This is a genomic window from Lysobacter daejeonensis GH1-9 (assembly GCF_000768355.1).
Taxonomy (GTDB): Bacteria; Pseudomonadota; Gammaproteobacteria; order Xanthomonadales; family Xanthomonadaceae; genus Aerolutibacter; species Aerolutibacter daejeonensis.
The window spans coordinates 1-23,219 of the sequence record NZ_AVPU01000032.1; the positions used below are offsets into that span (position 1 = coordinate 1).

At 68.6% G+C, this 23,219-nt stretch carries 24 protein-coding genes, 2 tRNA genes and 1 pseudogene; 15 read left to right on the forward strand and 12 right to left on the reverse strand.

Features of this window, described 5'->3' with window-relative positions; genetic code table 11:
* From N800_RS13085 to N800_RS13095, 3 genes and pseudogenes are all read left to right on the forward strand, one after another.
* Positions 1–194, forward strand: a pseudogene (locus N800_RS13085) (keto-deoxy-phosphogluconate aldolase); the annotation flags it as partial.
* A gap of 75 nt (positions 195–269) precedes the next feature.
* The gene (locus N800_RS13090; protein WP_036139492.1) at positions 270–1,925 is read left to right on the forward strand and encodes a M28 family metallopeptidase; all 1,656 of its coding nucleotides are present in this window, start codon (positions 270–272) and stop codon (positions 1,923–1,925) included.
* 69 nt (positions 1,926–1,994) lie between these two features.
* Complete coding sequence (locus N800_RS13095; protein ID WP_036139494.1) at positions 1,995–2,309, forward strand: DUF6122 family protein; 315 nt, start codon at positions 1,995–1,997, stop codon at positions 2,307–2,309.
* 146 nt (positions 2,310–2,455) lie between these two features.
* Here the strand turns inward: N800_RS13095 and N800_RS13100 are convergent, their stop codons facing one another.
* Entirely contained in the window at positions 2,456–4,822 is a 2,367-nt protein-coding gene (locus tag N800_RS13100; protein WP_036139496.1) for a Tex family protein, read from the reverse strand.
* Positions 4,823–4,949: 127 nt separating this feature from the next.
* Entirely contained in the window at positions 4,950–5,279 is a 330-nt protein-coding gene (locus N800_RS13105; protein WP_036139499.1) for a DUF6249 domain-containing protein, read from the reverse strand.
* Positions 5,280–5,505: 226 nt separating this feature from the next.
* Between N800_RS13105 and N800_RS13110 the strand changes: the two genes are divergently transcribed.
* Positions 5,506–6,150, forward strand: coding sequence for an RNA polymerase sigma factor (locus N800_RS13110; RefSeq protein WP_232227662.1), 645 nt, complete (start codon positions 5,506–5,508; stop codon positions 6,148–6,150).
* The gene (locus N800_RS13115; protein WP_036139501.1) at positions 6,147–6,611 is read left to right on the forward strand and encodes a hypothetical protein; all 465 of its coding nucleotides are present in this window, start codon (positions 6,147–6,149) and stop codon (positions 6,609–6,611) included. Before N800_RS13110 ends, N800_RS13115 begins: the two co-directional genes overlap by 4 nt.
* A gap of 7 nt (positions 6,612–6,618) precedes the next feature.
* Here N800_RS13115 and N800_RS13120 read toward each other — a convergent pair whose 3' ends face one another.
* Positions 6,619–7,245 (reverse strand): arylesterase, encoded by a 627-nt coding sequence (locus N800_RS13120; protein WP_232227664.1) that lies wholly within the window; start codon positions 7,243–7,245, stop codon positions 6,619–6,621.
* A 157-nt stretch (positions 7,246–7,402) separates the two neighbouring features.
* On the opposite strand from N800_RS13120, the gene N800_RS13125 reads away from it, so the two are divergent.
* Entirely contained in the window at positions 7,403–8,125 is a 723-nt protein-coding gene (locus tag N800_RS13125; RefSeq protein WP_052108247.1) for an ABC transporter ATP-binding protein, read from the forward strand.
* A 5-nt stretch (positions 8,126–8,130) separates the two neighbouring features.
* Positions 8,131–10,644: an ABC transporter permease gene (locus tag N800_RS13130; RefSeq protein WP_036139503.1), complete on the forward strand. Its 2,514-nt coding sequence runs from the start codon at positions 8,131–8,133 to the stop codon at positions 10,642–10,644.
* A 19-nt stretch (positions 10,645–10,663) separates the two neighbouring features.
* On the opposite strand, the gene N800_RS13135 is transcribed toward N800_RS13130, so the two are convergent.
* From N800_RS13135 to N800_RS16455, 5 genes are all read right to left on the reverse strand, one after another.
* Positions 10,664–11,887 carry an RtcB family protein gene (locus N800_RS13135; RefSeq protein WP_036139536.1) on the reverse strand — a complete coding sequence of 408 codons (1,224 nt, stop codon included), beginning with the start codon at positions 11,885–11,887 and terminating at the stop codon, positions 10,664–10,666.
* Positions 11,888–11,940: 53 nt separating this feature from the next.
* Positions 11,941–13,062, reverse strand: coding sequence for a slipin family protein (locus N800_RS13140; protein WP_036139539.1), 1,122 nt, complete (start codon positions 13,060–13,062; stop codon positions 11,941–11,943).
* Positions 13,063–13,435: 373 nt separating this feature from the next.
* Positions 13,436–13,507: transfer RNA gene (locus N800_RS13145), tRNA-Asn, on the reverse strand.
* A 1-nt stretch (position 13,508) separates the two neighbouring features.
* A tRNA-OTHER gene (locus N800_RS13150) sits at positions 13,509–13,578 on the reverse strand.
* Between the two features lie 430 nt (positions 13,579–14,008).
* Positions 14,009–14,131 carry a hypothetical protein gene (locus N800_RS16455; protein ID WP_269635152.1) on the reverse strand — a complete coding sequence of 41 codons (123 nt, stop codon included), beginning with the start codon at positions 14,129–14,131 and terminating at the stop codon, positions 14,009–14,011.
* 190 nt (positions 14,132–14,321) lie between these two features.
* On the opposite strand from N800_RS16455, the gene N800_RS13155 reads away from it, so the two are divergent.
* Genes N800_RS13155 through N800_RS13165 form a run of 3 tightly spaced genes read left to right on the forward strand, consistent with a single transcriptional unit; the run spans position 14,322 to position 16,765 of the window.
* The gene (locus N800_RS13155) at positions 14,322–15,374 is read left to right on the forward strand and encodes a class I SAM-dependent methyltransferase (RefSeq protein WP_036139542.1); all 1,053 of its coding nucleotides are present in this window, start codon (positions 14,322–14,324) and stop codon (positions 15,372–15,374) included.
* Positions 15,375–15,383: 9 nt separating this feature from the next.
* Positions 15,384–16,091 (forward strand): pseudouridine synthase, encoded by a 708-nt coding sequence (locus tag N800_RS13160; RefSeq protein ID WP_036139506.1) that lies wholly within the window; start codon positions 15,384–15,386, stop codon positions 16,089–16,091.
* The gene (locus N800_RS13165) at positions 16,088–16,765 is read left to right on the forward strand and encodes an HAD family hydrolase (RefSeq protein ID WP_036139508.1); all 678 of its coding nucleotides are present in this window, start codon (positions 16,088–16,090) and stop codon (positions 16,763–16,765) included. Before N800_RS13160 ends, N800_RS13165 begins: the two co-directional genes overlap by 4 nt.
* Positions 16,766–16,807: 42 nt before the next feature.
* Here the strand turns inward: N800_RS13165 and N800_RS13170 are convergent, their stop codons facing one another.
* Together N800_RS13170 and N800_RS13175 are read right to left on the reverse strand one after the other, a co-directional pair.
* Positions 16,808–17,362: a DUF1415 domain-containing protein gene (locus N800_RS13170; protein ID WP_036139545.1), complete on the reverse strand. Its 555-nt coding sequence runs from the start codon at positions 17,360–17,362 to the stop codon at positions 16,808–16,810.
* A 58-nt stretch (positions 17,363–17,420) separates the two neighbouring features.
* Positions 17,421–17,903: a YajQ family cyclic di-GMP-binding protein gene (locus N800_RS13175; protein ID WP_036139510.1), complete on the reverse strand. Its 483-nt coding sequence runs from the start codon at positions 17,901–17,903 to the stop codon at positions 17,421–17,423.
* A gap of 236 nt (positions 17,904–18,139) precedes the next feature.
* Between N800_RS13175 and N800_RS13180 the strand changes: the two genes are divergently transcribed.
* Entirely contained in the window at positions 18,140–18,859 is a 720-nt protein-coding gene (locus tag N800_RS13180) for a hypothetical protein (RefSeq protein ID WP_052108249.1), read from the forward strand.
* Between the two features lie 73 nt (positions 18,860–18,932).
* Positions 18,933–19,724: a hypothetical protein gene (locus tag N800_RS13185; RefSeq protein WP_036139513.1), complete on the forward strand. Its 792-nt coding sequence runs from the start codon at positions 18,933–18,935 to the stop codon at positions 19,722–19,724.
* 94 nt (positions 19,725–19,818) lie between these two features.
* Here N800_RS13185 and N800_RS13190 read toward each other — a convergent pair whose 3' ends face one another.
* Complete coding sequence (locus N800_RS13190) at positions 19,819–20,085, reverse strand: hypothetical protein (RefSeq protein WP_036139516.1); 267 nt, start codon at positions 20,083–20,085, stop codon at positions 19,819–19,821.
* Positions 20,086–20,255: 170 nt separating this feature from the next.
* Between N800_RS13190 and N800_RS13195 the strand changes: the two genes are divergently transcribed.
* Positions 20,256–21,134: a DMT family transporter gene (locus N800_RS13195; RefSeq protein ID WP_036139519.1), complete on the forward strand. Its 879-nt coding sequence runs from the start codon at positions 20,256–20,258 to the stop codon at positions 21,132–21,134.
* A gap of 66 nt (positions 21,135–21,200) precedes the next feature.
* On the opposite strand, the gene N800_RS13200 is transcribed toward N800_RS13195, so the two are convergent.
* Positions 21,201–21,839 carry an OmpW/AlkL family protein gene (locus N800_RS13200; protein WP_036139521.1) on the reverse strand — a complete coding sequence of 213 codons (639 nt, stop codon included), beginning with the start codon at positions 21,837–21,839 and terminating at the stop codon, positions 21,201–21,203.
* A 215-nt stretch (positions 21,840–22,054) separates the two neighbouring features.
* On the opposite strand from N800_RS13200, the gene N800_RS13205 reads away from it, so the two are divergent.
* Positions 22,055–22,804, forward strand: coding sequence for a DUF2884 family protein (locus tag N800_RS13205; protein WP_036139524.1), 750 nt, complete (start codon positions 22,055–22,057; stop codon positions 22,802–22,804).
* Positions 22,805–22,922: 118 nt separating this feature from the next.
* Positions 22,923–23,219 (forward strand): acetyl-CoA carboxylase biotin carboxyl carrier protein subunit (locus tag N800_RS13210; protein ID WP_036139527.1); only part of this gene is annotated, 297 nt, incomplete at its 3' end.

Below are 23,219 nucleotides of genomic sequence, written 5' to 3' on the forward strand. Positions count from 1 at the left end.
TGCACGGACCGTTGCCGGACATCCGCTTCTGCGCCACCGGCGGCATCACCCCGGGCAACGCCGCCGAGTACCTGGCCGTGCCCAACGTGGCCTGCGTGGGCGGCTCGTGGCTGACGCCGGCGAAGCTGCTGCAGGCCGGCGATTGGGCCGGGATCGAAGCCCTGGCCCGCGAAGCGGCAGCGCTGCGCGCCTGAGCCGCGACCAAAGTCATTACCCGGACGCTGGGGCCGTTGCTAGTATCGACGGCCTCTCCGTCCGGTGTTGCGACCATGAAGCTATTGGCAGCCTCGCTGCTCTCCCTTGCGGTGTCTTCGGCGTTGGCCGGTACCGCGCCCAGGTTCGATCCCCAGCAACTGTCCGAGATGGTCAAGACGCTGTCGTCCGATGAGTTCGAAGGCCGCGCGCCTGCCAGCGCCGGCGAGACGCGGACGGTCGAGTACCTCGCCGAGCAGATGCGCGCGGCCGGTCTCCAGCCCGGCGGCGACCTGGGCGCTGATGGCAAGCGCGGCTGGACCCAGGCGGTGCCGCTGCTGCGTGCCGAGATCGTGGGCGCGCCATCGCTGTCGGTCGCCGTCGGTGGCCAGCCTCAGCCGCTGGCGCAGGGCGGGCAGATCGCGGTGCGCGCCGCGCTGGATGGCTCGAAGGCGGTGTCGATCGCCAATGCCCCGCTGGTCTTCGCGGGTTACGGGGTCAAGGCGGCCGAACGCAACTGGGATGATTTCAAGGGCGTGGACCTGCGCGGCAAGATCGCGGTGGTGCTGATCAACGATCCCGACTTCGAGACCGGGCAGGGCGATTTCGGTGGGCCGGCGATGACCTATTACGGCCGCTGGACCTACAAGTACGAGGAAGCCGCGCGTCAGGGCGCACTCGGCCTGCTGATCGTGCACGAGACCGCGCCGGCGTCGTACGGCTGGGCCACGGTCAAGAACTCCAACACCAACACCATGTTCGACGTGGTCCGCGAACAGCCGGGCGCGGTGCACCCGCGGATGGAAGGCTGGCTCCAGCGCGACTTTGCCGTGGACCTGTTCCGCCGCGCGGGCCTGGACTTCGAGGCGCTCAAGCGGCAGGCGCAGACCCGCGCCTTCCAGCCGGTGGAGCTCAAGGGCGTGACGCTGTCGGCCGACTACGCGGTGGATTCGAAGGTCATCACCTCGCACAACGTCGTGGGTCGGATCGAAGGCCGCAAGCGCCCGGACGAAACGGTGATCTACACCGCGCACTGGGACCACCTCGGCGTGGGCCAGCCGGACGCCAAGGGCGATCGCATCTACAACGGCGCGGTGGACAACGCCACCGGCACCGCAGCGCTGCTTGCATTGGGACGCGCGTTCGCGCACGCCAAGCCGCGACCGGAGCGCTCACTGGTGTTCCTCGCCGTCACCGCCGAGGAGAAGGGCCTGCTGGGCTCGGAGTACTACGCCTCGCGCCCGCTGTATCCGCTGGCCACCACGGTGGGGGTGATCAACATGGACGCGCTCAACCCGCAGGGCCCGGCGCATGATTTCACCATCTCCGGCAGCGCCAAGCTGGAGCTGCTCGATAACTTGGTTGCGACCGCGAAGCGCTGGGACCTGCGGTATACGCCGGATTCCAAGCCCGAGGCCGGTTACTTCTTCCGGTCCGACCACTTCCCGTTTGCCAAGCGCGGCGTGCCGGCCATTTCATACGGTTCGGGCAACGACTGGGTGGACGGCGGCGTGGTCGCCGGCAAGGCGGCAGGCGAGGCCTACACCGCCGATCGCTACCACCAGCCGGCCGACCAGTGGGAGGCGAGCTGGACGTTCACCGGGATGAGCCGCGAACTGCAGGTGCTGTACACGCTGGGAAGCGAATTGGCCCATGGCAAGCGCTGGCCCAACTGGGACGCCGGCTCGGAGTTCCGTGCCGCGCGTGATGCGAGTGCCGAGCAGCGCAAGTAAGCCGCATGCAACCCGTCTGGGCGTCCATCGGTCGTTCGCGGCCGATGGTGCCCGGCGTACGGAGGGCGCATGAGCCTGCGTGCCATCGTCCATCTGCTGTTGCACGCCGCGGTGCCCGCGCTGGTGGCATGGCTGTTCTTCCGCGATCGCTTCGACAAGGCGTGGCTGCTGATGCTGCTGGGCTGGGTGATCGATCTCGACCACCTGCTGGCCGATCCGATCTATGCACCCAACCGCTGCAGCATCGGCTTCCACCCGCTGCACACCGCGCCGGCGATCATTGCCTACGGTGCGCTGACGCTGCCGCGGCGCACGCGGCTGTTCGCCATTGGCCTGCTGATCCACGTCGCGCTGGATGCGCTGGACTGCGTGCTGATGAAGTGACGTCGCCAGGAGGCGGCGTCATCCAATTGGGCCAAGTTCCTATCCGTCTTTCCTGAGCAACGATCTGACGATCGACGCACGGCGCGCCGACGAGGCGCGTGCGATGGGTGCACGCGCCTCCAACGACGATGGCGTCAGGTGAGCTGTCAGCCGCCCTGCTTCGCCTTGGCGAACGCGGCAGCGAGCGCGTTGTTGGCCGGCGGGGCCGACTGCATGCGCGGCGCATTGCTGCGCTGGTTGTCGCGCCCACCGCCGCGCGGGGCGGTATCACGAGCGCCTCGCACATCCCGGTCGGTGCCGCGGGCTTCACGCGGTGCCGGTGCGGCATCGTCCAGACGGCGGGTGAGGGCGATGCGCTTGCGCGGGATGTCGACCTCGATCACCTTGACCTTGACGATGTCGCCGGCCTTGACCACGTCGCGCGGATCCTTGACGTACTTGTCCGACAGCGCGGAGATGTGGATCAGTCCGTCCTGGTGCACGCCAATGTCGACGAAAGCGCCGAACGCCGCGACATTACTGACCACGCCTTCCAACACCATGCCCACCTGCAGGTCCTTGATGTCCTCGACGCCGTCGGCGAAGCGCGCGGCCTTGAACTCAGGGCGTGGGTCGCGGCCGGGCTTTTCCAGTTCCTTGAGGATGTCGCGCACGGTGGGCACGCCGAACTTGTCGTCGGTGAACTGTTCGGGCCTGAGGCCACGCAGCAGCGGTGCATCGCCGATGACCTGCTTTACCTCGCGCCCGCACTGCTTGAGGATGCGCTCCACCACCGGGTAGGCCTCCGGGTGCACCGACGAGGCATCCAGCGGCTGCTCGCCACCGGCAATGCGCAGGAAGCCGGCACATTGCTCGAAGGTCTTGTCACCCAGGCGAGGCACCTTGAGCAGTTCCTTGCGCGACTTGAACGCGCCGTTGGCATCGCGGTAGACCACGATGTTCTCGGCCACGGTGGACGACAGGCCCGACACACGGGTCAGCAGCGCGGCCGAGGCGGTATTCACGTCCACGCCGACCGCGTTCACGCAGTCCTCCACGCGCGCATCCAGCGCCCGCGCCAGGCGGAACTGGTCCACGTCGTGCTGGTACTGGCCCACGCCAATTGCCTTGGGCTCGATCTTCACCAGCTCCGCCAGCGGGTCCTGCAGGCGGCGCGCGATGGACACCGCGCCACGCAGCGACACGTCCAGCCCCGGGAATTCCTTCGCCGCAAACTCCGACGCCGAATACACCGACGCACCGGCCTCGCTGACCACGATCTTCTGCATCTTCAACTCGGGCGCGAGCTTGATCAGGTCGCCGGCCAGCTTGTCGGTCTCGCGGCTGGCGGTGCCGTTGCCGATGGCGATCAGCTCCACGCCGTGCTTGCTGCACAGCGCACGCAGCACGTGCAGCGACTGGTCCCACTGCCGCTTGGGCTCGTGCGGGTAGATGGTTGCGGTGTCGACCAGCTTGCCGGTGCTGTCGACCACAGCCACCTTCACGCCGGTGCGCAGGCCCGGGTCCAGGCCCAGCACGGCTTTCGGCCCGGCCGGCGCGGCCAGCAGCAGGTCCTTGAGGTTGTCGCCGAACACGTTGATCGCCTCGGCCTCGGCCTTCTCGCGCGCCTGGTTGAACAGGTCAAGCAGCAGGTGCAGGTGCAGCTTGGCCTTCCAGGTCAGGCGGCAGGTGTCGAGCAGCCACTTGTCGGCGGGACGGCCCTGGGCCTTGATGCCGGCGTGGAACGCGACGCGGCCTTCGGCCTGCAGGTGGCCGGCCTCGGCGTCGCTGCCCGGGTCCAGATCGAGGAACAGCACTTCCTCGCGGCGCGCGCGGAACAGCGCCAGCAGGCGGTGCGAAGGGATCTTCGCCAGCGACTCGGCGTGGTCGAAGTAGTCGCGGTACTTGGCGCCTTCGTTCTCCTTGCCTTCGGCGACGCGCGCTCGGATCACGCCCACCTCGTTGAGCCAGGTGCGCAGCTCGCCGACCAGTGCGGCGTCTTCGCCCCAGCGCTCCATCAGGATCGCGCGGGCGCCATCCAGCGCGGCCTTGGCGTCGGCCACGCCCTTGTCGGCGTCGACGTACTGCGTGGCGACGACCTGCGGATCCTGCGACGGATCGGCCAGCAGCGTGTCGGCCAGCGGCTCCAGCCCGGCCTCGCGCGCGATCTGCGCCTTGGTGCGGCGCTTGGGCTTGTACGGCAGGTACAGGTCTTCCAGGCGCGACTTGGTGTCGGCGCCTTCGATCTCGGCGCGCAGTTCGTCGGTCAGCTTGCCCTGTTCGTCGATGCTGGCCAGCACCGCGGCGCGTCGGTCTTCCAGTTCGCGCAGGTACACCAGGCGCGTTTCCAGGTTGCGCAATTGGGTGTCGTCCAGCCCGCCGGTGACTTCCTTGCGGTAGCGCGCGATGAACGGGACGGTGGCGCCTTCGTCGAGCAGGGCAATGGCGGCCAGGGCCTGGGCGGGTTGCGCACCGATCTCGGTGGCGATGGTGCGTGCGATCTGCTGGGCCAGCTTCGGGGAAATCTCGGGCATTGCGTCGTGGTGCCGATACTGCGGAAAGAGGCCGATTGTGGCCCCATGCGGCGCGCGGCGGAACCCGTTGACAGACCATGAAAAAGGCCCGCCGGAAGGGCGGGCCGTATTCAGTTTGGCGGCGTCCTCAGCGCAGCTTGCGCGACGTCAGGTAGAAGCCGAGGTTGCCCAGCCCGGTGACCGCCAGCAGCACGCCGACCACGCCCGGGGTGACTTCGGTCCAGCCGGCGGCCTCGATCACGAAGAAGCCGATGGCCAGTGCGGTCAGCACGATGCCCCAGCGCAGCGAGCCGTGGCGGCGGTTGTGTTCCTCGCCGACCAGCATCGCCTGCATCAGCTCCTCGGAGGCGTTGTTGGCGATCAGCTTGGCGCGGGTGCGGGCATCGACCACCACCTTGATCGCGTACACGATGCAGATGAACAGGGTGATCGGGATCAGGACTTCAAGGTTGTTCATGGCGATGGCCTCGGGTTGGCAACGGAAATGGGCGGGTTCGAGGCAGTAGATACGGCGAACCCGGCGGCGGTTGCACGACGCGGGTTACCGTTTCGCCAGTCACCAGTCACCAGTCACCCGGGATGCGCAGTCTGGACGTCCGCCGGGCCTCGCGGTGCCCGCGCACCGAGTCGCCGGGTGCACAATCGCCTGCAACCGTTCTGGCCCTGGCGGTATCCAAGGGGGGATGGACCTGATGCCGGACACCGTCGACCGCCATGCCGACCTGCCTGCCGCGGACGCGAGCGCGGCCGGGCAGGCTGCGGCGTCGAACGCCGACCGCGAGCTGGTGGAAGCGGTGCTGGCCAACACCCCCGGCGCCTTCGAGCGTCTGGTCCGCGAGTACCAGGGCCTGTGCTGGCACATCATCCAGCGCATGGTCCGCCACCCCGAGGACACCCGCGAGCTGTGCCAGGAGACCTTCCTGCGCGTGCACCGCTACCTGCACCAGTACCGCCAGGAGAGTGCGCTCAAGTCATGGATCGGCCAGGTCGCGTACTCGATGGCCAAACGCCACCTCGAGCGCAAGCGCATCCCGCTGGTGGAAGCCGAGGACGATGACGGCGGCAGCTTGCTCGATCGCGTGGCCGACCGCTTCGACCTGGAGGCAGCCAGTGCCGACGAACAGGTGGTGGGCCATCTGCATGCCGCCATCGAGGCGCTGCCGCCGCTGCAGCGGACGATCCTTACCCTGTATCACCTGGATGAAGTGCCGATCGGCGAGATCGCCTCGATCACCGGCCTGGCCGAAGGCACCATCAAGAGCCACCTGTTCCGCAGCCGCGCGAAACTGCGCGAACGGCTGCAGGACCCCTTGGGAGTCAGCCCATGAACACCGGACCGCGTGACACGACCCCGACCGATCCCACCCGTCGCGACGCCGAATGGCAGGCGCAGGAGCAGGCGGTGCGCGATGAGCGCGCCGGCATCCCGGTCGACGCGCACGATGCGCGGTTGGCCGAATACCGGTTGATCAGCCGTGCGCTGCGCCATCCGCCGCTGGATCCGGTGCCCTTCGACTTCGCCCGCGTGGTGGCTGCACGCGCAAACGCCATCGCCGACACCGATGACCGGGTGGAGCGGCTGCTGCTGCGTCTGTTGCTGGGCGGGATGGCCGTCGCTGGCGGCGTCGTGGCCGCGATGTACGGCGCGCAGTGGTGGCCGGCGGTGGCCGGCGTGCTGCCGTTGCCCGCGGGTGAGCTGCTGCGCTGGGGGCTGGTGCTGGCCGCGTGCGCCGGCACCACGTGGATGCTGGGTCAGGTATTGCGCAGCGAGGCACCTGCACACGCCTGACCGCGCATCAGCGCAGCAGGGGCGCCAAGGCCTTCCATACGTGGTCGCGCAGCCTGGGTTGCGCCGCGGCGGTGGGGTGCAGGTTGTCGGCCTGGTAGGCATTGCGGTCCAGGGCAATGGGCTCCAGCAGGAACGGCAGCAACGCCACGCCGTGGGCCTTCGCCAACGCCACGTAGTTGGCGCTGAAACCGTCGGTGTACGCCTTGCCCAGGTTCGGCGGCATGCGCATGCCCACCAGCAGGACGCGTGCCTTGGCCCCCTTGGCGGCGCGGATCATGCGATCGAGGTTGCCGCGGGTCTGCTCCAGCGGTAGCCCGCGCAGGCCGTCGTTGGCACCCAGTGCGATCACCACCACGGCCGGGCGCGTGCGCTTGAGCTCAGCGGCGATGCGCGTGGCTCCGCCGGCGCTGGTCTCGCCGCTGATGCTGGCGTTCACCACCCGCCAGCCCGGCTTCTGCCGCGCCATCCGATCGGCGGTCAGCGCCACCCAACCCTGCGAAGCGGCCATGCCGTAGCCGGCCGAAAGCGAATCACCCATCACCAGCACGGTATGCGTGGGAGCCGCCGCCGACGTCGCCGGGGCGGACTTCGCCGGTTGTGCCAGCACGGGCAGCGAGGTGGCCAGCAACAGCACCACCCAACCGATGGCACATTGAACCCATCCATGCCATCCCGCATATCGGGATGCATGGGCGGGTGACGGCGCGGATCCCAGGGTCGTCGCACGCATGGTTTCGCAATCTCCTCGTGATGGCGCCACGGCGCCGGGCGGGGCAGCAACAGGACACATCATGGCCGACAGCATCGCACCCCACGCTGAAGCAACCCCGACTGCGCTGGATGCCGCGCATGCCTTGCGCGTGGACGGGCTGGGCAAGCGGGTGACGCTGCCATCGGGCGAGCTCACGATCCTCGATGGGGTCGGTTTCTCCATCGCGCAAGGCGAGACCGTGGCCGTCGTGGGCGCGTCGGGCTCGGGCAAGAGCACGCTGCTGTCGTTGCTGGCGGGGCTGGACGTGCCCAGCACCGGCACGGTGACGCTCGACGGCGAGGTGCTGTCGGCCCTGGACGAGGACGGTCGCGCGCGGGTGCGTGGCGCGAAAGTGGGCTTCGTGTTCCAGAGCTTCCAGCTGTTGCCGTCGCTGACCGCGCTGGAAAACGTCATGCTGCCGCTGGAGCTGCGCGGCGATGCCGACGTCGAAGGCCCGGCCCGCGCCATCCTGGAGAAGGTGGGACTCGGTCCGCGCCTGCACCACTACCCGCGGCAGTTGTCCGGCGGCGAGCAGCAGCGCGTGGCGCTGGCCCGCGCCTTCGTCACCCGGCCCTCGCTGCTGTTCGCCGACGAACCGACGGGCAACCTCGACACCACCACCGGACAGGCGGTGATCGAACTGCTGTTCGCCCTCAACGCCGAGGCCGGCACCACGCTGGTGCTGGTCACCCATGACGACCACCTGGCCGCGCGCTGCCGCCGTCAATTGCGGCTGGACGCGGGCCGGCTGGTGCAGGGCTGATCGATATGAAGATCCTGACCCTGGCCTGGCGCCAGTTGCGTCGCGATGTCGCCGCCGGTGACGTGCGCATCCTGTTCGCGGCGCTGGTGCTGGCCGTGCTGGCGGTCACCTCGGTTGGTTTCATCACCGACCGTGCCGAGCGCGCGCTGGCCATCGAGGCCAACCGTCTGCTCGGGGGCGACGCCGTGGTGCGCGCCGACGAGCCCGTCGGTGGCGCGATCCAGCGGGCGTTGGCCGCACCCGGGCTGCGCCACACCGAGACGCGCGAGCTCAACACCATGATCCGGGTCGCGGGTGCCGGCGCCGAGCGTCTGCAACTTGGCGACCTGCGCGCGCTGGGCGAAGGCTATCCGCTGCGCGGCAGCTTCCGTATCACCACGGCCGCGAAACCCGCCGAGCACGACGCCACTGGCATTCCCGCGCCCGGCACCGCGTGGATGAGCCGCGCCGGCGCCGATCGCCTGGGCGCGCGCCTCGGCGACACGCTGCTGGTCGGCGAGTCTTCGTTGCGACTGGTGGCGCTGGTGACGCAGGAGCCGGATGCAGCGCTGAACTATTTCGATGTCGCGCCCAAGGTTTTCCTCAACCTGCAGGACCTGCCCGCCACCGGTCTGGTGCAGGAAGGCAGCCGCCTGCGCTACCGCGTGGTGGTGGCCGGCGAGGCCACCGCGGTCGAGAGCTTTGTCCGCCAGGTGCGGCCTGCGCTGGGTCGCGGCCAGCGTCTGGAAACCGTGCAGGACGCGCGCCCGGAGATCCGTTCCGCATTGGACCGCGCCGGCCGCTTCCTGGGCTTGGCCGCGCTGGTGTCGGTGATCCTCGCCGCCGTGGCCGTGGCCATGGCCGCGCGCCGCCACAGCGAGCGCCACCTGTCCGGCAGCGCGGTGATGCGCTGCCTGGGTGCCAGCCAGCGCACGCTGGTGGGCGTGCACGTGGGTGAACTGTTGCTGTTGGCACTGATGGCATGCACTGTCGGCGTGGTGCTGGCATTTGGCTTGCAGTGGGCGGTAGGCCAGTGGCTGGCGCAGGCACTCCGCTTGTCGATCCCCGCGGCCGGTTGGTTGCCGGCGGTGCAGGGCTATGGTGTGGGGCTCGTGGTGGTGCTGGCCTTCGGCGCGCCACCGGTGCTGGCGCTGCGCCGCGTGCCGGCTTTGCGCGTGCTGCGCCGCGACCTTGATGCGGTGGAGCCCAGTGCATGGGCGGTGGGCGTGCTTGCCTTCGCCGGGCTTGCCGGCCTGCTGTGGTGGAAGGCCGGATCGCCGACGCTGGCGTTGGCGATGCTGGGTGGCATCGCGGGTACCTTGGCCGTGCTCGCCCTGCTGGCGTGGGTGATGGTGGTCGCCGTGCGCCGGCTGCGCACCCGCCTGCGCGGCAGCCTGCGTTACGGACTGGCCAACGTCAGCCGTCGCGCCGGCGCCAGCGTGGCGCAGGTGTCCGCGCTGGGCCTCGGGCTGATGGCGTTGCTGCTGCTCACCTTCGTCCGCACCGACCTGCTCGACCGCTGGCAACTTTCGCTGCAGGCCAACGCGCCCAACCGCTTCATCGTCAACGTGCAGGATGACCAGATCGCGCCAGTGCGCGCTTTCGTCGCCCAGCAAGGGCTGGCGCCGCCGACGTTGTACCCGATGATCCGCGCGCGCCTGGTGGCGCACAACGGCCAGGCGGTGACCGGCGCCGACTACGCCGCGCAAGGCGACCGCGCGCAGCGCATGGCCGAGCGCGAATTCAACCTTTCCGTGGCCGATGGGTTGCGTGACGACAACACGGTCACCGCGGGCACCTTCTGGAACGCCCGCCGACCGGGCAACGCGGAGGCTTCGGTGGAAGAGAAGTTCGCGCAGACGCTGGGCTGGAAGCTCGGCGACCGCATCGCCTTCGACATCGCCGGTCAGCCGTTCGAGGCCACCATCACCAGCCTGCGCCGCGTCGACTGGGAAAGCTTCCGCCCCAACTTCTTCGTCATCGTCTCGCCTGGCGCGCTGGACGGTTACCCCGCCAGCCACATCACCGCGGTGCACGTGCCCGCGCAGGCGGACCGATTCACCGCCGACCTGGTGCGCGCGTTCCCCAACCTCACCGTCATCGATGTCGACGCGGTGCTCAACCAGGTGCGCAGCACGGCCGACCAGGTCTCCACCGTGGTCGAGGTGGTGTTCTATTTCTCGCTGGCCGCCGGCCTGCTGGTGCTGATGGCGGCGGTCAGCGCCAGCCAGGACGAGCGCCTGCTGGAAGGCGGCGTGATGCGCGTGCTGGGCGGCAGCCGCCGCCAGCTGCGCTTGGCGCAGGCCTCCGAGTTCGCAGCCATCGGCTTGCTCGCCGGACTCGTCGCCGCGATCGCGGCATCGGTGTTGTCTGGCGTGGTTGCCACGCGCGTGTTCGATTTGCCGTGGCAGGCGGACTGGGGCATGGCAGCGGTGGGTGGCGGCGTCGGTGTGGTCGCGGCCCTGCTGGCCGGCCTGTTCGCCACGCGGCGCGTGCTGGATGCCCCTCCATCGGTCACGTTGCGCGAACTGGACGGCTGAAAAAAGGGTGAGCCGAAGCTCACCCCTTGATGCAGACCACCTGGTGCAACGTGTGCACCACCTCCACCAGGTCGCTCTGCGCGGCCATGACCGCGTCGATCGACTTGTAGGCGGTCGGTGACTCGTCGATCACGCCAGCGTCCTTGCGGCACTCGACGTGGGCCGTGGCCTCGCGGTGCTGCGACAGCGTGATCTGCTGGCGCGCGGCAGTGCGGCTCATGACGCGGCCCGCTCCGTGGCTGCAGCTGTGGAAGCTGTCCGCGTTGCCCTTGCCGCGCACGATGAAGCTTTTCGCACCCATGCTGCCCGGGATGATCCCCAGCTCGCCGGCACGCGCGCTGACCGCGCCCTTGCGGGTGACCAGCAGCTCCACGCCACCGTGCGTTTCCTTCTGCACGTAGTTGTGGTGGCAGTTGACCGCCAGCTTCTCCAACTGGAACTTCGGCAGGCGGTGGCGCATCTCCGCAAGTACCCGCGACATCATCGCCTCGCGGTTCTCGCGGGCGTAGTCCTGCGCCCACGAGACGGCCTCCACGTAATCGTCGAACAACGGTTCGCCTTCCATGAAAAAGGCCAGGTCCTTGTCCGGCAGGTGGAAGCCGAGCACGCGGTGTGCCAACTGCTCGCGCGCCCGCTCGATGAAGTAGGTGCCGATCAGGTTGCCGGTGCCGCGCGAGCCGCTGTGCAGCATCACCCACACGGCATCACTTTCGTCGAGACAGATCTCGATGAAGTGGTTGCCGCCACCCAGCGTGCCGATCTGGCAGTCGAGCTTGTCGGTGCGGATCTTGCGGTGCTTGTGCTTGATCGCCTCCAGACGCTCGACCAGCCCCGACTGCGCGACGCGTGTGCGGATGCTGTCGGGCAGCTTCCAGTGCTCGCCGCCGCGGCCATTGCCGACCGGCACGCTGCGCTCGATGCTGCTGCGCAGTTGCGCCAGGTTGTCGGGCAGGTCGTTGGCGCGCAGCGTGGTGCGCACCGCGGCCATGCCGCAGCCGATGTCCACGCCCACCGCCGCCGGGATGACCGCCCCGCGGGTGGGGATGACCGAGCCGACCGTGGCGCCCTTGCCCAGGTGTACGTCGGGCATCACCGCCACCCAAGGCCCGACGAACGGGATGGCGGCGATGTTGCGCAACTGCTCATGTGCCTGCGTTTCCAGTGGCACGCCGCGGACCCAGCCCTTGATCGGCGTGGTGCTGCCCTCGGCATGCAGCAGTTCGAATTGTGATTGCATGTCCATGATCTTCATTCCATTGGAACCCGGCGCGGCGGCTCCGTCCACCGCGCCCGGGCTTACTGCTTTATCGTCACCAGCTGCTTCAGCACGCCATCCAGGCCGCCGAACACGGTGAGCTTGTCGATCTTCTCGGTGACCTTTTCCAGGGCCTCGAGCTCCTTCAGGCGCATCAGCACCGGGCTGTCCTCGATCAGCTTGGCGGTGTTGAGCAGCGAGCGCGTGGCGTTCGCCTCCTCGCGCCGGCGGATCACGTTGGCCTGCGCCGTCTTCTCCGCCTGCACCACGCCGTTCAGGATCTCCTTCATCTCGCCCGGCAGGATCACGTCCTTCACGCCGACCCCGAGCACCTCCACGCCCAAGCCGGTCAGCTGGCCGCGGACGTAGGCGAAGATGTCGGCGTCCAGCGACGCCTTGTCGCCGAGCAGTTCGTCCAGCGTCTTGGCCGAAATCGCCTTGCGCAGGCCGAACTGGAGCTCGCGGTACACCTGCTCGCCGATCTTGGCGATGCGGGTGCGCGCGGCCACCACGTCGGTGAGGCGGGTGCTGGCGGCCAGGTTCACGCGCAGGCTGACCTTGTCGCGGGTCAGCAGCTCCTGGCCCGAGACCTCGACGGCCTGCACGCGCAGGTCGACGATGTCCACCACGACGTTCTTCTGGAAGTTCCAGAACGCGTAGCTGCCCGGTGCCAGCGTGCGCGCCAGCTTGCCGTCGATGAACACCAGCGCGGCGAACTCCGCCGGCACGTCGGCCACCACGGCCAGCTTGGCCAACAGTCCCAACTGGCGCAGGCGCCGCGCGACCGCGGCCTCCACTTCCAGCGTGGCCAGCGACACCGCCCGCACCTCGACCTTGACGAGGCCGGTCCAGTACAGGCGCCGCGCGCCCGGCGGCAGCACGTCCTGCAGCTTGCCGTTCTTCAGTACCAGACCGACCTCGTCCACGCCGATGTCGGCCAGCACGAAGGTTTCGTCCAGTCGGGCGCCCAGCCGCATGGCCAGCGCGTCGACATCGTGTCCCGCGTACTCCGGCACGCTGATGTCGAAGCTGCGCACTTCGACCCGTCCCAGCGGGTCGAACCAGCGGTAGACGCCCGGTCCGAGCACCCGCTCGAACTGACGGTTGCGATACACCAGGCCGCGCTCGCCGTCACCGATCACGACCCTCTTGGTCCAGAACATGGCATTGATCTCCTTGTTGGCTCTGGTGGTCCGATCCATGAATGAATGGGCGGCGCGACGGATCGGATGCCGTCACCGCTCCTGTGGGCTGGCCGCACACCGCCGAAGGTGGAGCGCGACCCAGCAAAGAAGGCGGAAACGCCCCTTGACGGAGACGACGCGGGCGGCCGGTGCTTCAGGCGGAGATCGCGACGCGTTGCCAGCGCCGCCTGGCGTTGGCATGCGCGGCGGACGTCCGCATCAAGGGTGCGGTGCCGGCGGCGCCCCCGCTGCGTCAAGCCGGTGTCCTGCGTTCCTTCGCGGGGCACGGTGCAACGCACGGGGCGTTTCCTGGAGGGACCTGCGTCCCGATGTCATGACGTGACAGGTCATGTGGCGTGGAGCGGGAGTCGAACCCGCGACACTCGGATTAACCATCCGATGCTCTACCCAACTGAGCTATCCAGTGGTGGACGAACCGGATTCGAACCGGTGGCCAACGGCATGCGCCGCTGCTCTGCCTCTGAGCTATCGTCCGCTCGAAGCACCGTCCTCCACCTCCCGGCATACGCCACGGCAGCGCCGCGCGCACCGGATGGGACACAAGCCCATGCCGCTGGAATGGTTTCGATCGATGCTCCGCATTGCCGGCACGCCAATGCCGGCAATCGGTGTGAGCGCAATGCGCTCGTCTCGCTGTTCCTTCCATGCGCCGCCCGCGTCGAAGCATCACAACGCAGCGCAGATGCGCCGCTGGCAGCCGCGCCCCTGCCTCGGGGCGCTCGCGCGCTACCCGGATGCTTCAGGGCGGAAAAGGTTTTCCGTGCTGGAAGGGAACCAACCTGGTCGATGCATGCGCATCCTCCGCGAACGCCAGAAACAAAACGCCCCCGGGTGGTGCGACCCGAGGGCGTTCGCGTTCCTCGGGAGATCGGGGCGGCCGATCTCCCAGGGAGTCAGCCGGATGTCAGGTGTCGATGCGCCGTGCGCGTTCGTCATCACGCGCGCCAAACCCATGCGCGCGCGGTTGCGCATTGCAGCGCGAGGGCTGCAGCGCAAACAGTTTGGCGGTGGCGTAGGCGGGCTTCATGGCAGAACCGGATGAAAAGTCGTGATGGTGGAATAACGGCCATCGGCCGAAGGTCGCGCACGATACGCGCGTTGTTGCGCGCTTGCAATACATTCTTTTGAACTGCATGCATTGGCCGACGAGTGGCCGTGTCCGGAGTGCCGAGCGGCGCACCGTTACAATGACGGCATTCCTTCAGGACATGGACCACGTGGCCGCTTCTTCCAGTTCCGCACTTGATGCCTTGATGCTGCCGTTCGCGCAGGGCCTGCTGGAGTGGCCGCGGGGGCCTGTGCTGTTCCTGCGCGCCCGCGACGGTGCCGCATTGCGTCGGTTCCCGCTGGAACAGCTCGTATGCGAGCAGGGTTTCCGGCCCGAGGCCGATGCGCTGGAACGGGCCGGTCTGCACGTGGTCGCGGATGTCGCATCGCTGCAGGACACGAGCCAGTTCCCGCTCGTGCTGGTCCTGCCGTCTCGACAGCGCGACGAGGCGAGGGCGCTGCTGGCGCGCGCCGTGCAGTGGGCAGCGCCGGGTGGCCGGGTGGTTGCCGCGATGGACAACAATGAAGGCGCCCGCTCGGGCGAGGCCGACCTCAAGGCATTGGCGGGCAGTGTCAGCGCGCTGACGAAGTTCCATTGCCGGACGTTCTGGACGCCGTCACTGAAGGCGGCCGATGAGTATCCGTTGCTGCAAACGTGGGCAGCGCTGGACGCCCCGCGCGCGATTGAAGGGGGGCGCTACCTGAGCCGTCCCGGGGTTTTCGCCTGGAATCGCATCGATCCGGCGTCCGCGCTGCTGGCCGAGCACCTGCCCGCGGACCTGAGCGGAGCGGGGGCCGACCTGGGCGCGGGCTGGGGCTATCTGTCCGTGAGCGCGCTGTCGCGTTGCCCGGGCATCCACGCATTGGACCTTTACGAGGCCGAGTCCAGGGCCTTGGCGCTGGCGCGGGACAACCTGGCGGCCTGTGCGCCGTCCGCGCGCTGCGACTTCTTCTGGCATGACGTCACCCACGGTTTGCCCAAGCAGTACGACTTCATCATCAGTAACCCGCCGTTCCACGCACAGGGTCGTGCCGATCGCCCGGACATCGGCCAGCGCTTCATCGCCGCCGCCGCCGCTGCGCTGAAACCCCGCGGCCGCCTGTGGCTGGTCGCCAACCGTCACCTGCCTTACGAGAGCGAGTTGCGCACGCACTTCGCGTCGGTACGCACCGTCGCCGAGCGCGATGGGTTCAAGGTGATCGAAGCCGTGCGCGCGGCCTGAGGAATCTGCATGAAACTGGTCAAACTGATCGCCAACCTCGGCTACGGCAGCCGCAAGGACGTCACGCTGATGTTCCGCGAAGGCCGCATCACCGATGCGGACGGCGAGGTGCTCTACGCCGATGACAAGGTGGCCCACGAGGCGATCCACATCGACGGCAAGCCGCTGGACCCGCCGGCCGGACTGACGCTGATGCTCAACAAGCCGGTGGGCTACACCTGCTCCACCAAGGACGTGGGCCGGCTGATCTACGATCTGCTGCCGTCGCGTTTCCGCCACCGTTCGCCGCTGCTGTCCAGCGTTGGCCGGCTCGACCGTGACACCAGCGGGCTGTTGCTGATGACCGACGACGGCCAGTTGCTGCACCGCATCGTGTCGCCCAAGGCGCAACTGGCCAAGGTCTACGAGGCCACGTTGGCGCAGGACCTGCGCGGCGACGAGGGCGCCATCTTCGCCAGTGGCACGCTGATGCTGGAGTCGGAGACCACGCCGCTCGCGCCGGCGGTGCTGGAAGTACTGGGCGCGCGTCAGGCGCGGCTGACCCTCACCGAAGGCCGCTACCATCAGGTGCGGCGCATGTTCGCCGCCGTCGGCAACCACGTGGAAGCTTTGCATCGCAGCCGTATCGGTGGCTTGTCGCTGGGCGACCTGCCGGCGGGGCAATGGCGCGTGCTTGACGCCGTTGACGTGCAGCGCTTGTTCGGGAGCGCCGGGTGAGCCTGCCGGTGCTGCCGTTCGTTCCGGAGGCGGTGATCTTCGATATGGACGGCCTGCTGCTGGACAGCGAACGCGTGATCATCGCCTGCCTGGCGCAGGCGGCCGGCGAGCAAGGCCACGAGCTGCCGCATGCGCTGTGGTTGGACATGGTCGGCAACAGTGAAGCCAACCGCGATGCCGCGCTGGACGATGCGATCGGCGCCGAGCAACGCAAGCGGGTGCTGGCGCGTGCACGTGGCCTGTATGCGGCGGCCATCGACAACGGCATTCCGCACCGGCCCGGCGTGATCAACCTCATCGATCTGCTGCGCGCGCATGACATCCCGCGTGCGGTGGCCACCTCGACCCAACGCGCGATGGCGCTGCGCAAGCTGCAGACCGCGGGGCTGTTGCGGCACTTTGACGCGGTTTGCAGCAGTAGTGACGTGGCCCATGCCAAGCCTGCGCCGGACGTCTACCTGCTCGCCGCCGCGTCGCTGGGCGTGGCGCCCGCGCGGTGCCTGGCGCTGGAGGACTCGCCGACCGGCGTGCGCGCCGCACTCGCGGCCGGCATGCACGTGCTGCAGGTGCCGGACCTGATCGCGGCGGGGGGCGCGATGCGTGCATCGCGCCATGTCATCATCGGCTCGCTAGACGACGCGCGGCGGATGCTCGAACTGCGCCTGCTCGCGTGAGGCGGCACGTGCCGACGTGATCACTATCGCTGCTGTCGCGGTTCAGTCCGCCATCAGCTTGCGCCAGCCCGCGTGCCCCAGCGAGTCCAGGGTCTGCAAGTTGCGCTCCACGATCACATCCGGGTCCGGGAACGCCGCCACCGCGCGATCGATGCTGGCCTCGCGCAGCAGGTGCAGGGTGGGGTGGGGCGAACGGTTGGTGTGGTTGCCGATGTCGTCGTCGGCGGTGCCGGCAAAGCGGTAGTCGGGGTGGAAGCTGGCCACCTGGATCACGCCTTGCAGGTCCAGCGCCTCCAGCGCCGCGTCGGCGGCGTCGAGGAAGTCGTTGTAGTCGAGGAAGTCGTTCAACACGTGCGGGTGCACCAACAGCGTGGTGTCCACCTGTTCCGGATCGCTGTCGCGCAGCGACACCAGTTCCTCGGCCAGTTGTGCAAGCAACGCCTCGCGGGTGTTGGCGGTGCTCAGCACAAAGCGCACCTGCTGCTTGGCGTACACCGCCTTGGCGAACGGGCACAGGTTCAGCCCGATCACCGCGCGCTCCAACCAGCGCCGTGTCTCGGCGATGGGATCGGGGCCTGGTGCTGGGTCAGTGGGCACTCGTTGCATCGGCGTGCTGCGCGCATCGGGCGGCACCACGGGAGCGCCGTCGTGCTGCTCAGTCACGAAAATTTTCGAACTGCAGCGGCTGCTCGAACTCCTTGCCGCGCAGCAATGCCATGGTTGCCTGCAGGTCGTCGCGCTTCTTGCCGGTGACGCGCAGCTTGTCGCCGTTGATCTGGCTTTCCACCTTCAGCTTGGCATCCTTGATCGTCGCCTGGATCTTCTTCGCCAGTTCGCGCTCGATGCCCTGTTTGACGGTGATCTTCTGCCGCGCGCCGGCCAGGTTGGTCTCGACGTCGCCAAACTCCAGGCAGCGCGCATCGATGCCACGAGCAATCAGGCGCGCGCGCAGGATGTCGTCCATCTGCTTGAGCTGGAAATCGCTGGGCGCCGACTGGGTGATCAGCTTCTCTTCCAGTACGAACTTTGCATCGACGCCCTTGAAGTCGAACCGGTTGCCCAACTCACGGTTGGCCTGGTCCACGGCGTTGGTCAGTTCGTGGGAATCCACTTCGGAAACAATGTCGAACGAAGGCATGGCGGTCGCAAAACGTGACGGGGTGGGCAGCGTAACCGAACACGCTTCCGACGTCGCGTGCACCGTTCGTCGGGCTGAATTGTGCCCGGTGTCACGGCCTGTGGCCTGCCAGCGAAACCTTTGCTGAATGCGAGACTGAATGTGGATTTTCCTTCACGCACCCGGGCATAGGATCGGCCCCAGTCGTGAACCCGCACGGCACCGATCCATCACCGCCAGACAACAGGAATGCCGCAATGAATGCGAATCCGAAGATGTTGATGCTGTCCACCGCGTTGCTCGCCGCCATGTTCACCGCCGTCCCGGTGTTCGCGCAGGATGCCGACAGCGACGCCGAAGTCGTGGCCACCGCCACCGTGCCGGCCGGCAAGATCGCCGACCGTTACGTCGCCAGCGGCCTGTTCGCCGATGAGGCCACTGCCGATGCCACCATCAACGCCCTGCGCACCGGCGGTGATTTCACCTACACCGAGCAGGTGACCACCACCACCACCAACCCGGACGGCACCACCACGACCACCACCTCCACCGTGGAGCGCACCGTGGTCAACCCGAACGGGCCGATGGGTTACGGTGAGGTCAACATCACCCTCGCCATCGCCGAGAAGCTGGTCGCCTCCGGTGAGTACACCGACCTGCAGTCGGCGCTGACCGGCGCCACCACCACCGTGACCAATGCCGACGGCACCACCACCACGACCACCACCGGTGGCGTGCTGGCCATGCGCGCCGACGGCATGGGCTGGGGCAAAATCGCCAAGGAGCTGGGTTTCAACCTTGGATCGGTGATGAGCGCGGGCAACCGCAGCGACAAGGCTGTTGCCGGCGGCGATCGCGCTGCACAGGCCAAGGCCGAGCGCGTGGCCAAGGTCGAGCGCCCGACCCGTCCGGAGCGCATCCAGCGTCCGGAACGCCCGGAGCGTCCGCAGAAGCCGGAGCGCGGCGGCCGTCCGTAAGCGCTGACGCGATGCACACAAGGCGGGCGCCAGATTTGGCGCCCGCTTTTCTTGAATACGACCTGGAGTTCCAATGAAGCGTTCCGCGTTCCTGCTGGCCCTGTGCCTGGCCGCCGGCGCCGTCCATGCCGAAGATGGTTTCAATCTCGGCATTGGCGCCGATTACAGCAGCGGTGACTACGGCACCGACACCACCACCACCATTTTCTCCGTGCCGGTCACCGCCAAGTACGCCAGCGGCAGCTGGACGTGGAAGGCCAGCCTGCCGTGGATGCGCGTGGACGGTGACCCGAACGTCGTGCCGGGCCTGGGCAGCGTGGTCAACACCAATCCCAACGGTCGCGGCCGCGGCGGCGGAATCATCGACCCCGTGCAGCCCGCGTCGGGCACCGCCAGCGGCATCGGCGACCTGCGCCTGAGCGGCACCTATGCCGTGGACACTGGCGGCCCGCTGGGCGTGGACCTGACCGCCAACCTCAAGGTCGCGACCGCCGATGAGGACAAGGGGCTGGGCACCGGCGCCAACGACTACGGCGTGGCCGTGGACCTTTACCGTGACGTCAATGGCACACTGCTGTTCGGCGGTGCGGGCTACACCCTTCTGGGCGATTCGGATTACATCGACGCCAGCAGCGTGATCAACGCCAATTTCGGCGCTGCGTGGAAGGCTGGGTCCGCCAGCGTCGGTGCCATGTACGACTTCCGCCAGGCCGCCACCGAAGACTCGGACGATCGCAGCGAAGTGACCGGCTTCGTCGCCTTCCCGGCCGGCGACAGCAGCAAGATGCAGTTCTACGCCGTGAAGGGCCTCAGCGATGGCAGCCCGGACTGGGGCGTGGGCCTGAACCTGAGCACGGGCTTTTGAACTTGGCCGTGAACCCGGTGTAATCCAGCGGCGGCCCCAGGGCCGCCGTTTTCATTCCCGCCGGCAACCACAGTGGCGCTAAGCCGCGCTCACCCTAGCGACCGGCCGTACGCGCGTTCCCTTGGCCATCATTGGCGTTCCCCGTGGCGGGCGGTTTGCCGCCGTGAGGGGGTTCCGGTTTGGCCGGCACCTTGTCCGGCGCTGCTGTGAAGGGCAGGCCATCGTCCGGCCCCAGCGTGGCAACGGGCGCACTCCGCGCCTCACGCGCGTCGGCATGCCCGCCCGCTGGATTGCGACCCTGCGCGCATCCGGCCAGCCACACGGCCAGCCACGCGGCCGCCAGCACCTTGTAGAGAGCCATGGGGGAAACTCCTGCGGCGCGGCGTGGGCGCCCGGCTACTGGAGGCAAACGCAAAACCGGGTGTCAGCAGGCAGCGTGCAGACCACCGATAATGCCGGGTCCCCCCCCCTGCAGGAAACGCCCATGCCCCGTCCGGGTTACGCCTCGATCCATGTATGGCGCGCCACCCCATGAGCGTACGGGCGCGGCAGTCGCGTGCGGTGGTCGCCATGTTGTTGGCGGTCGCCCTGTTCGCGCTGATGGACGCCGGCCTGAAGGGCCTGGCCGGCCATTACCCACCGTTCCAGGTGGCGGCATTGCGCGGCGCCGCCTCGCTGCCGTTCGTGCTGGCCTGGTCGCTGTTCACCGCGGGGCCACGCACCCTGTTGCGCGTGCGCTGGTCCCTGCATCTGCTGCGCGGCGTGCTTGGGGTGGTGATGATGGCCGCGTTCGCCTACGCGCTTCGGCGCATGCCGCTGTCCACCGCGTATTCCATCTTCTTTGTCGCGCCGTTGTTGATCACCGCGTTGTCGGTGCCGTTCCTGGGCGAGCATGTCGGGCCGCGGCGCTGGGTCGCCATCGGCATCGGTCTGGTCGGCGTGCTCGTCGTCCTGCGGCCCACCGGCGAAGGTGTGCTCAGCCTGGCCGGCATCGCGGTGCTGGTGGCCGCGCTGGGGTACGCGGTGAGCGCCATCACCGTGCGCGTGCTCGCGCGCACCGACAGCACCCAGGCGATGATGGTGTGGCTGCTGGCAATGATGGCCATCGGCGCAGGCGCGATCGCCTGGCCGGATTGGGTGCCGCTGCGTAGCGCGGATGTCTGGTTGATCCTCGGCGTGGGGGTGGCCGGCGCGCTGGGCCAGTACGCCATCACCGAAGCGTTCCGTCTCGGTGAAGCCTCGCTGATCGCTCCGCTGGAATACACCGCGTTGCTGTGGGGCGTCATCCTCGACGCCACCTTGTGGGGCGTGCTGCCCGATCGCGTGACCTGGCTGGGCGCCGCGATCATCATCGCCAGCGGTCTGTACCTCCTGCACCGCGAGCGGCTGCGCATGTCCAACGCACCCTGACCGCCGCCATGCGAGAACGGGCTCCTCCGGGAGCCCGTTCTCGCGCGCGTCAGCGCGTCCAGCGCATCAGAAGCGCGCGCCCAGGCCCACGCCCACCACCACCGGGTTGAGCTTGGCCTCGCCGGCATCGACGCCATCGATCTTCACGTCCGAGTTGCCGTGCAGGTAACGCACGTCGGCTCGCGCGAACCAGTTGGGGTGGAAGTTCGCGTCCACGCCCACCGTCGCGATGGCGCCCTTCGCGGTTTCCAGGCCGATGCGCTGGCCGGCCAGCGGGCCCGTCGGGGTCGCGGTCTCCTCGCTGAAGTTGCTCTCGAAGTAGCCCAGGCCCACGAACGGGCGCACGGTCTGCGACGAGCTGCCAAAGTGGTACTGGCCACTCAGGGCATACGGCTGCGCGGCCACGCTCGCGGTCTTGCCCGTGGCGGTGCTGACGCGGTGGCCGAACTTGTCGGCCGCGCCCCACGCCTCCACGGCGATGTTGTCGGTGATGTAGTAGCTGGCGCTCAGCGTGGCGGCGCCATCACCGTCCACCTTGGCGGGCGTGCCGCCGATGGTCGGATCCTTGGTCGGCTCTGACAAGGCGTAGCCGCCAACGATGGCAAAGCGCTTGCCGCTGGTGTCGGTGCCGTCCTGGGCGAAGGCCGTCGGCGCAACGGCCAGAGTGCCCAGCAGGGCCAACGTCAGGGTACGAAAACGGTTCATGGCGTGTCTCCTTGTTGTAGTTCTAGGTGATGCCTTGGGGGAGGCGGCGCCAACGTAGCCACGCCGGGATGAACCGTTCTTGCCCGGCGCGCGGTCACGTTCACACCGCCTGCACCCGCACAGCCCCCGGATTCGTGCTCACCCGCGGTTCACGCCGGGTGCGCAGCACGCGCCGCCGCGCTACGCTGCACCCACCCAATCGCCGGAGAGTCCCGATGCGCCGCGTTCCCGTCTTCGCCGCACTCGCGCTGGCGTGCGTGAACGTCGCGGCAAAAGACATCGGTTGCCGGGTGGAAAGCGATTACGAACTCACGCTGAACCCGCGCAGCCTGATCCTGGTGCGCGATGCGGGCGTGCCCAAGGCCATCGTCATGCGACAGGGGCGGCTGTTCGTGGACACCGCGTGGGTGACCCTCGGTAGCGAAGACGCGCGTCGCCTGGCCGCCTTCGAGCAGGGCACCCGCGACGCCATGCCCGAGGCGCAGGCGATCGGGCGGGCCGCGGCGGATATCGCGTTCACGGCGCTGGGCGAAGTCGCCGCCGGGTTCAGCAGCGATCCGGTGGCGGTGCGGGCCAAACTGGATGCCGCTCGGGTCAAGCTGGACGCACGCTTGGCCAACTCGGTCAGCGCGCACCGCTTCGACGGGCGCGACGTGGGTCGCGGCATTGCCGAGGCCGTGGGCGAGGCGATCCCCAACCTGATCGGCGACATCGTCGGCGGCGCCATCAGTGCCGCCTTCACCGGCGACAAGAGCCGGCTGGAGCGCATGGAACACCTGGACGCGGAGATCGAGGCCGCGGTCGCGCCGCGCGCGGCGGCTATCGAGCAGCGCTCCCTTGCCCTGTGCCAACGCCTGGAGGCGCTGGACGCGCTGGACAACGCGCTGGAGTACCGCCTGCCCAACGGCCAGCCCCTGCAGCTGCTGCGGGTCACCGCTGCGCCCGAAGGCGTCCCGGCCAGCTAGTTTCTCCAGAAACATACCCGGGCGTACCCACGCCGCTCCCGGCGTACCCATTCGTCGCGGTTGGCGCTGCTCCCCGCAGAGCCCACAATAGGCCTTTGCCCGAATTTCGGAGCCCCCCATGGCTGAGCTGAAGGAAGCACGCGTCCCCGACATCGGCGGATACGACGACGTGCCCGTGATCGAACTGCTGGTCGCCGTTGGCGACACCGTTGCCGCCGACCAGGGCCTGGTCACGCTGGAGTCCGACAAGGCGACGATGGAAGTGCCGGCACCGTTTGCCGGCGTGATCCGCGAGCTCAAGGTCAAGCTGGGTGACGCCGTGTCCGAAGGCAGCGTCGTGGCGATCATCGAAGCCGCAGAGGGCGCCGCGGCACCGGCGGCCGAAGCAGCGAAGACCGCACCTGCGCCGGCGCCT

What these genes read in the sequence shown, in the direction of transcription:
- N800_RS13090 (WP_036139492.1), top strand. Translation starts at nt 270, where the DNA reads ATGAAGCTATTGGCAGCCTCGCTGCTCTCCCTTGCGGTGTCTTCGGCG.
- N800_RS13095 (WP_036139494.1), top strand. Translation starts at nt 1,995, where the DNA reads ATGAGCCTGCGTGCCATCGTCCATCTGCTGTTGCACGCCGCGGTGCCC.
- N800_RS13100 (WP_036139496.1), bottom strand. Translation starts at nt 4,822, where the DNA reads ATGCCCGAGATTTCCCCGAAGCTGGCCCAGCAGATCGCACGCACCATC.
- N800_RS13105 (WP_036139499.1), bottom strand. Translation starts at nt 5,279, where the DNA reads ATGAACAACCTTGAAGTCCTGATCCCGATCACCCTGTTCATCTGCATC.
- N800_RS13110 (WP_232227662.1), top strand. Translation starts at nt 5,506, where the DNA reads ATGGACCTGATGCCGGACACCGTCGACCGCCATGCCGACCTGCCTGCC.
- N800_RS13115 (WP_036139501.1), top strand. Translation starts at nt 6,147, where the DNA reads ATGAACACCGGACCGCGTGACACGACCCCGACCGATCCCACCCGTCGC.
- N800_RS13125 (WP_052108247.1), top strand. Translation starts at nt 7,403, where the DNA reads ATGGCCGACAGCATCGCACCCCACGCTGAAGCAACCCCGACTGCGCTG.
- N800_RS13130 (WP_036139503.1), top strand. Translation starts at nt 8,131, where the DNA reads ATGAAGATCCTGACCCTGGCCTGGCGCCAGTTGCGTCGCGATGTCGCC.
- N800_RS13135 (WP_036139536.1), bottom strand. Translation starts at nt 11,887, where the DNA reads ATGGACATGCAATCACAATTCGAACTGCTGCATGCCGAGGGCAGCACC.
- N800_RS13140 (WP_036139539.1), bottom strand. Translation starts at nt 13,062, where the DNA reads ATGTTCTGGACCAAGAGGGTCGTGATCGGTGACGGCGAGCGCGGCCTG.
- N800_RS16455 (WP_269635152.1), bottom strand. Translation starts at nt 14,131, where the DNA reads ATGAAGCCCGCCTACGCCACCGCCAAACTGTTTGCGCTGCAGCCCTCG.
- N800_RS13160 (WP_036139506.1), top strand. Translation starts at nt 15,384, where the DNA reads ATGAAACTGGTCAAACTGATCGCCAACCTCGGCTACGGCAGCCGCAAG.
- N800_RS13175 (WP_036139510.1), bottom strand. Translation starts at nt 17,903, where the DNA reads ATGCCTTCGTTCGACATTGTTTCCGAAGTGGATTCCCACGAACTGACC.
- N800_RS13180 (WP_052108249.1), top strand. Translation starts at nt 18,140, where the DNA reads ATGAATGCGAATCCGAAGATGTTGATGCTGTCCACCGCGTTGCTCGCC.
- N800_RS13185 (WP_036139513.1), top strand. Translation starts at nt 18,933, where the DNA reads ATGAAGCGTTCCGCGTTCCTGCTGGCCCTGTGCCTGGCCGCCGGCGCC.
- N800_RS13190 (WP_036139516.1), bottom strand. Translation starts at nt 20,085, where the DNA reads ATGGCTCTCTACAAGGTGCTGGCGGCCGCGTGGCTGGCCGTGTGGCTG.
- N800_RS13195 (WP_036139519.1), top strand. Translation starts at nt 20,256, where the DNA reads ATGAGCGTACGGGCGCGGCAGTCGCGTGCGGTGGTCGCCATGTTGTTG.
- N800_RS13200 (WP_036139521.1), bottom strand. Translation starts at nt 21,839, where the DNA reads ATGAACCGTTTTCGTACCCTGACGTTGGCCCTGCTGGGCACTCTGGCC.
- N800_RS13205 (WP_036139524.1), top strand. Translation starts at nt 22,055, where the DNA reads ATGCGCCGCGTTCCCGTCTTCGCCGCACTCGCGCTGGCGTGCGTGAAC.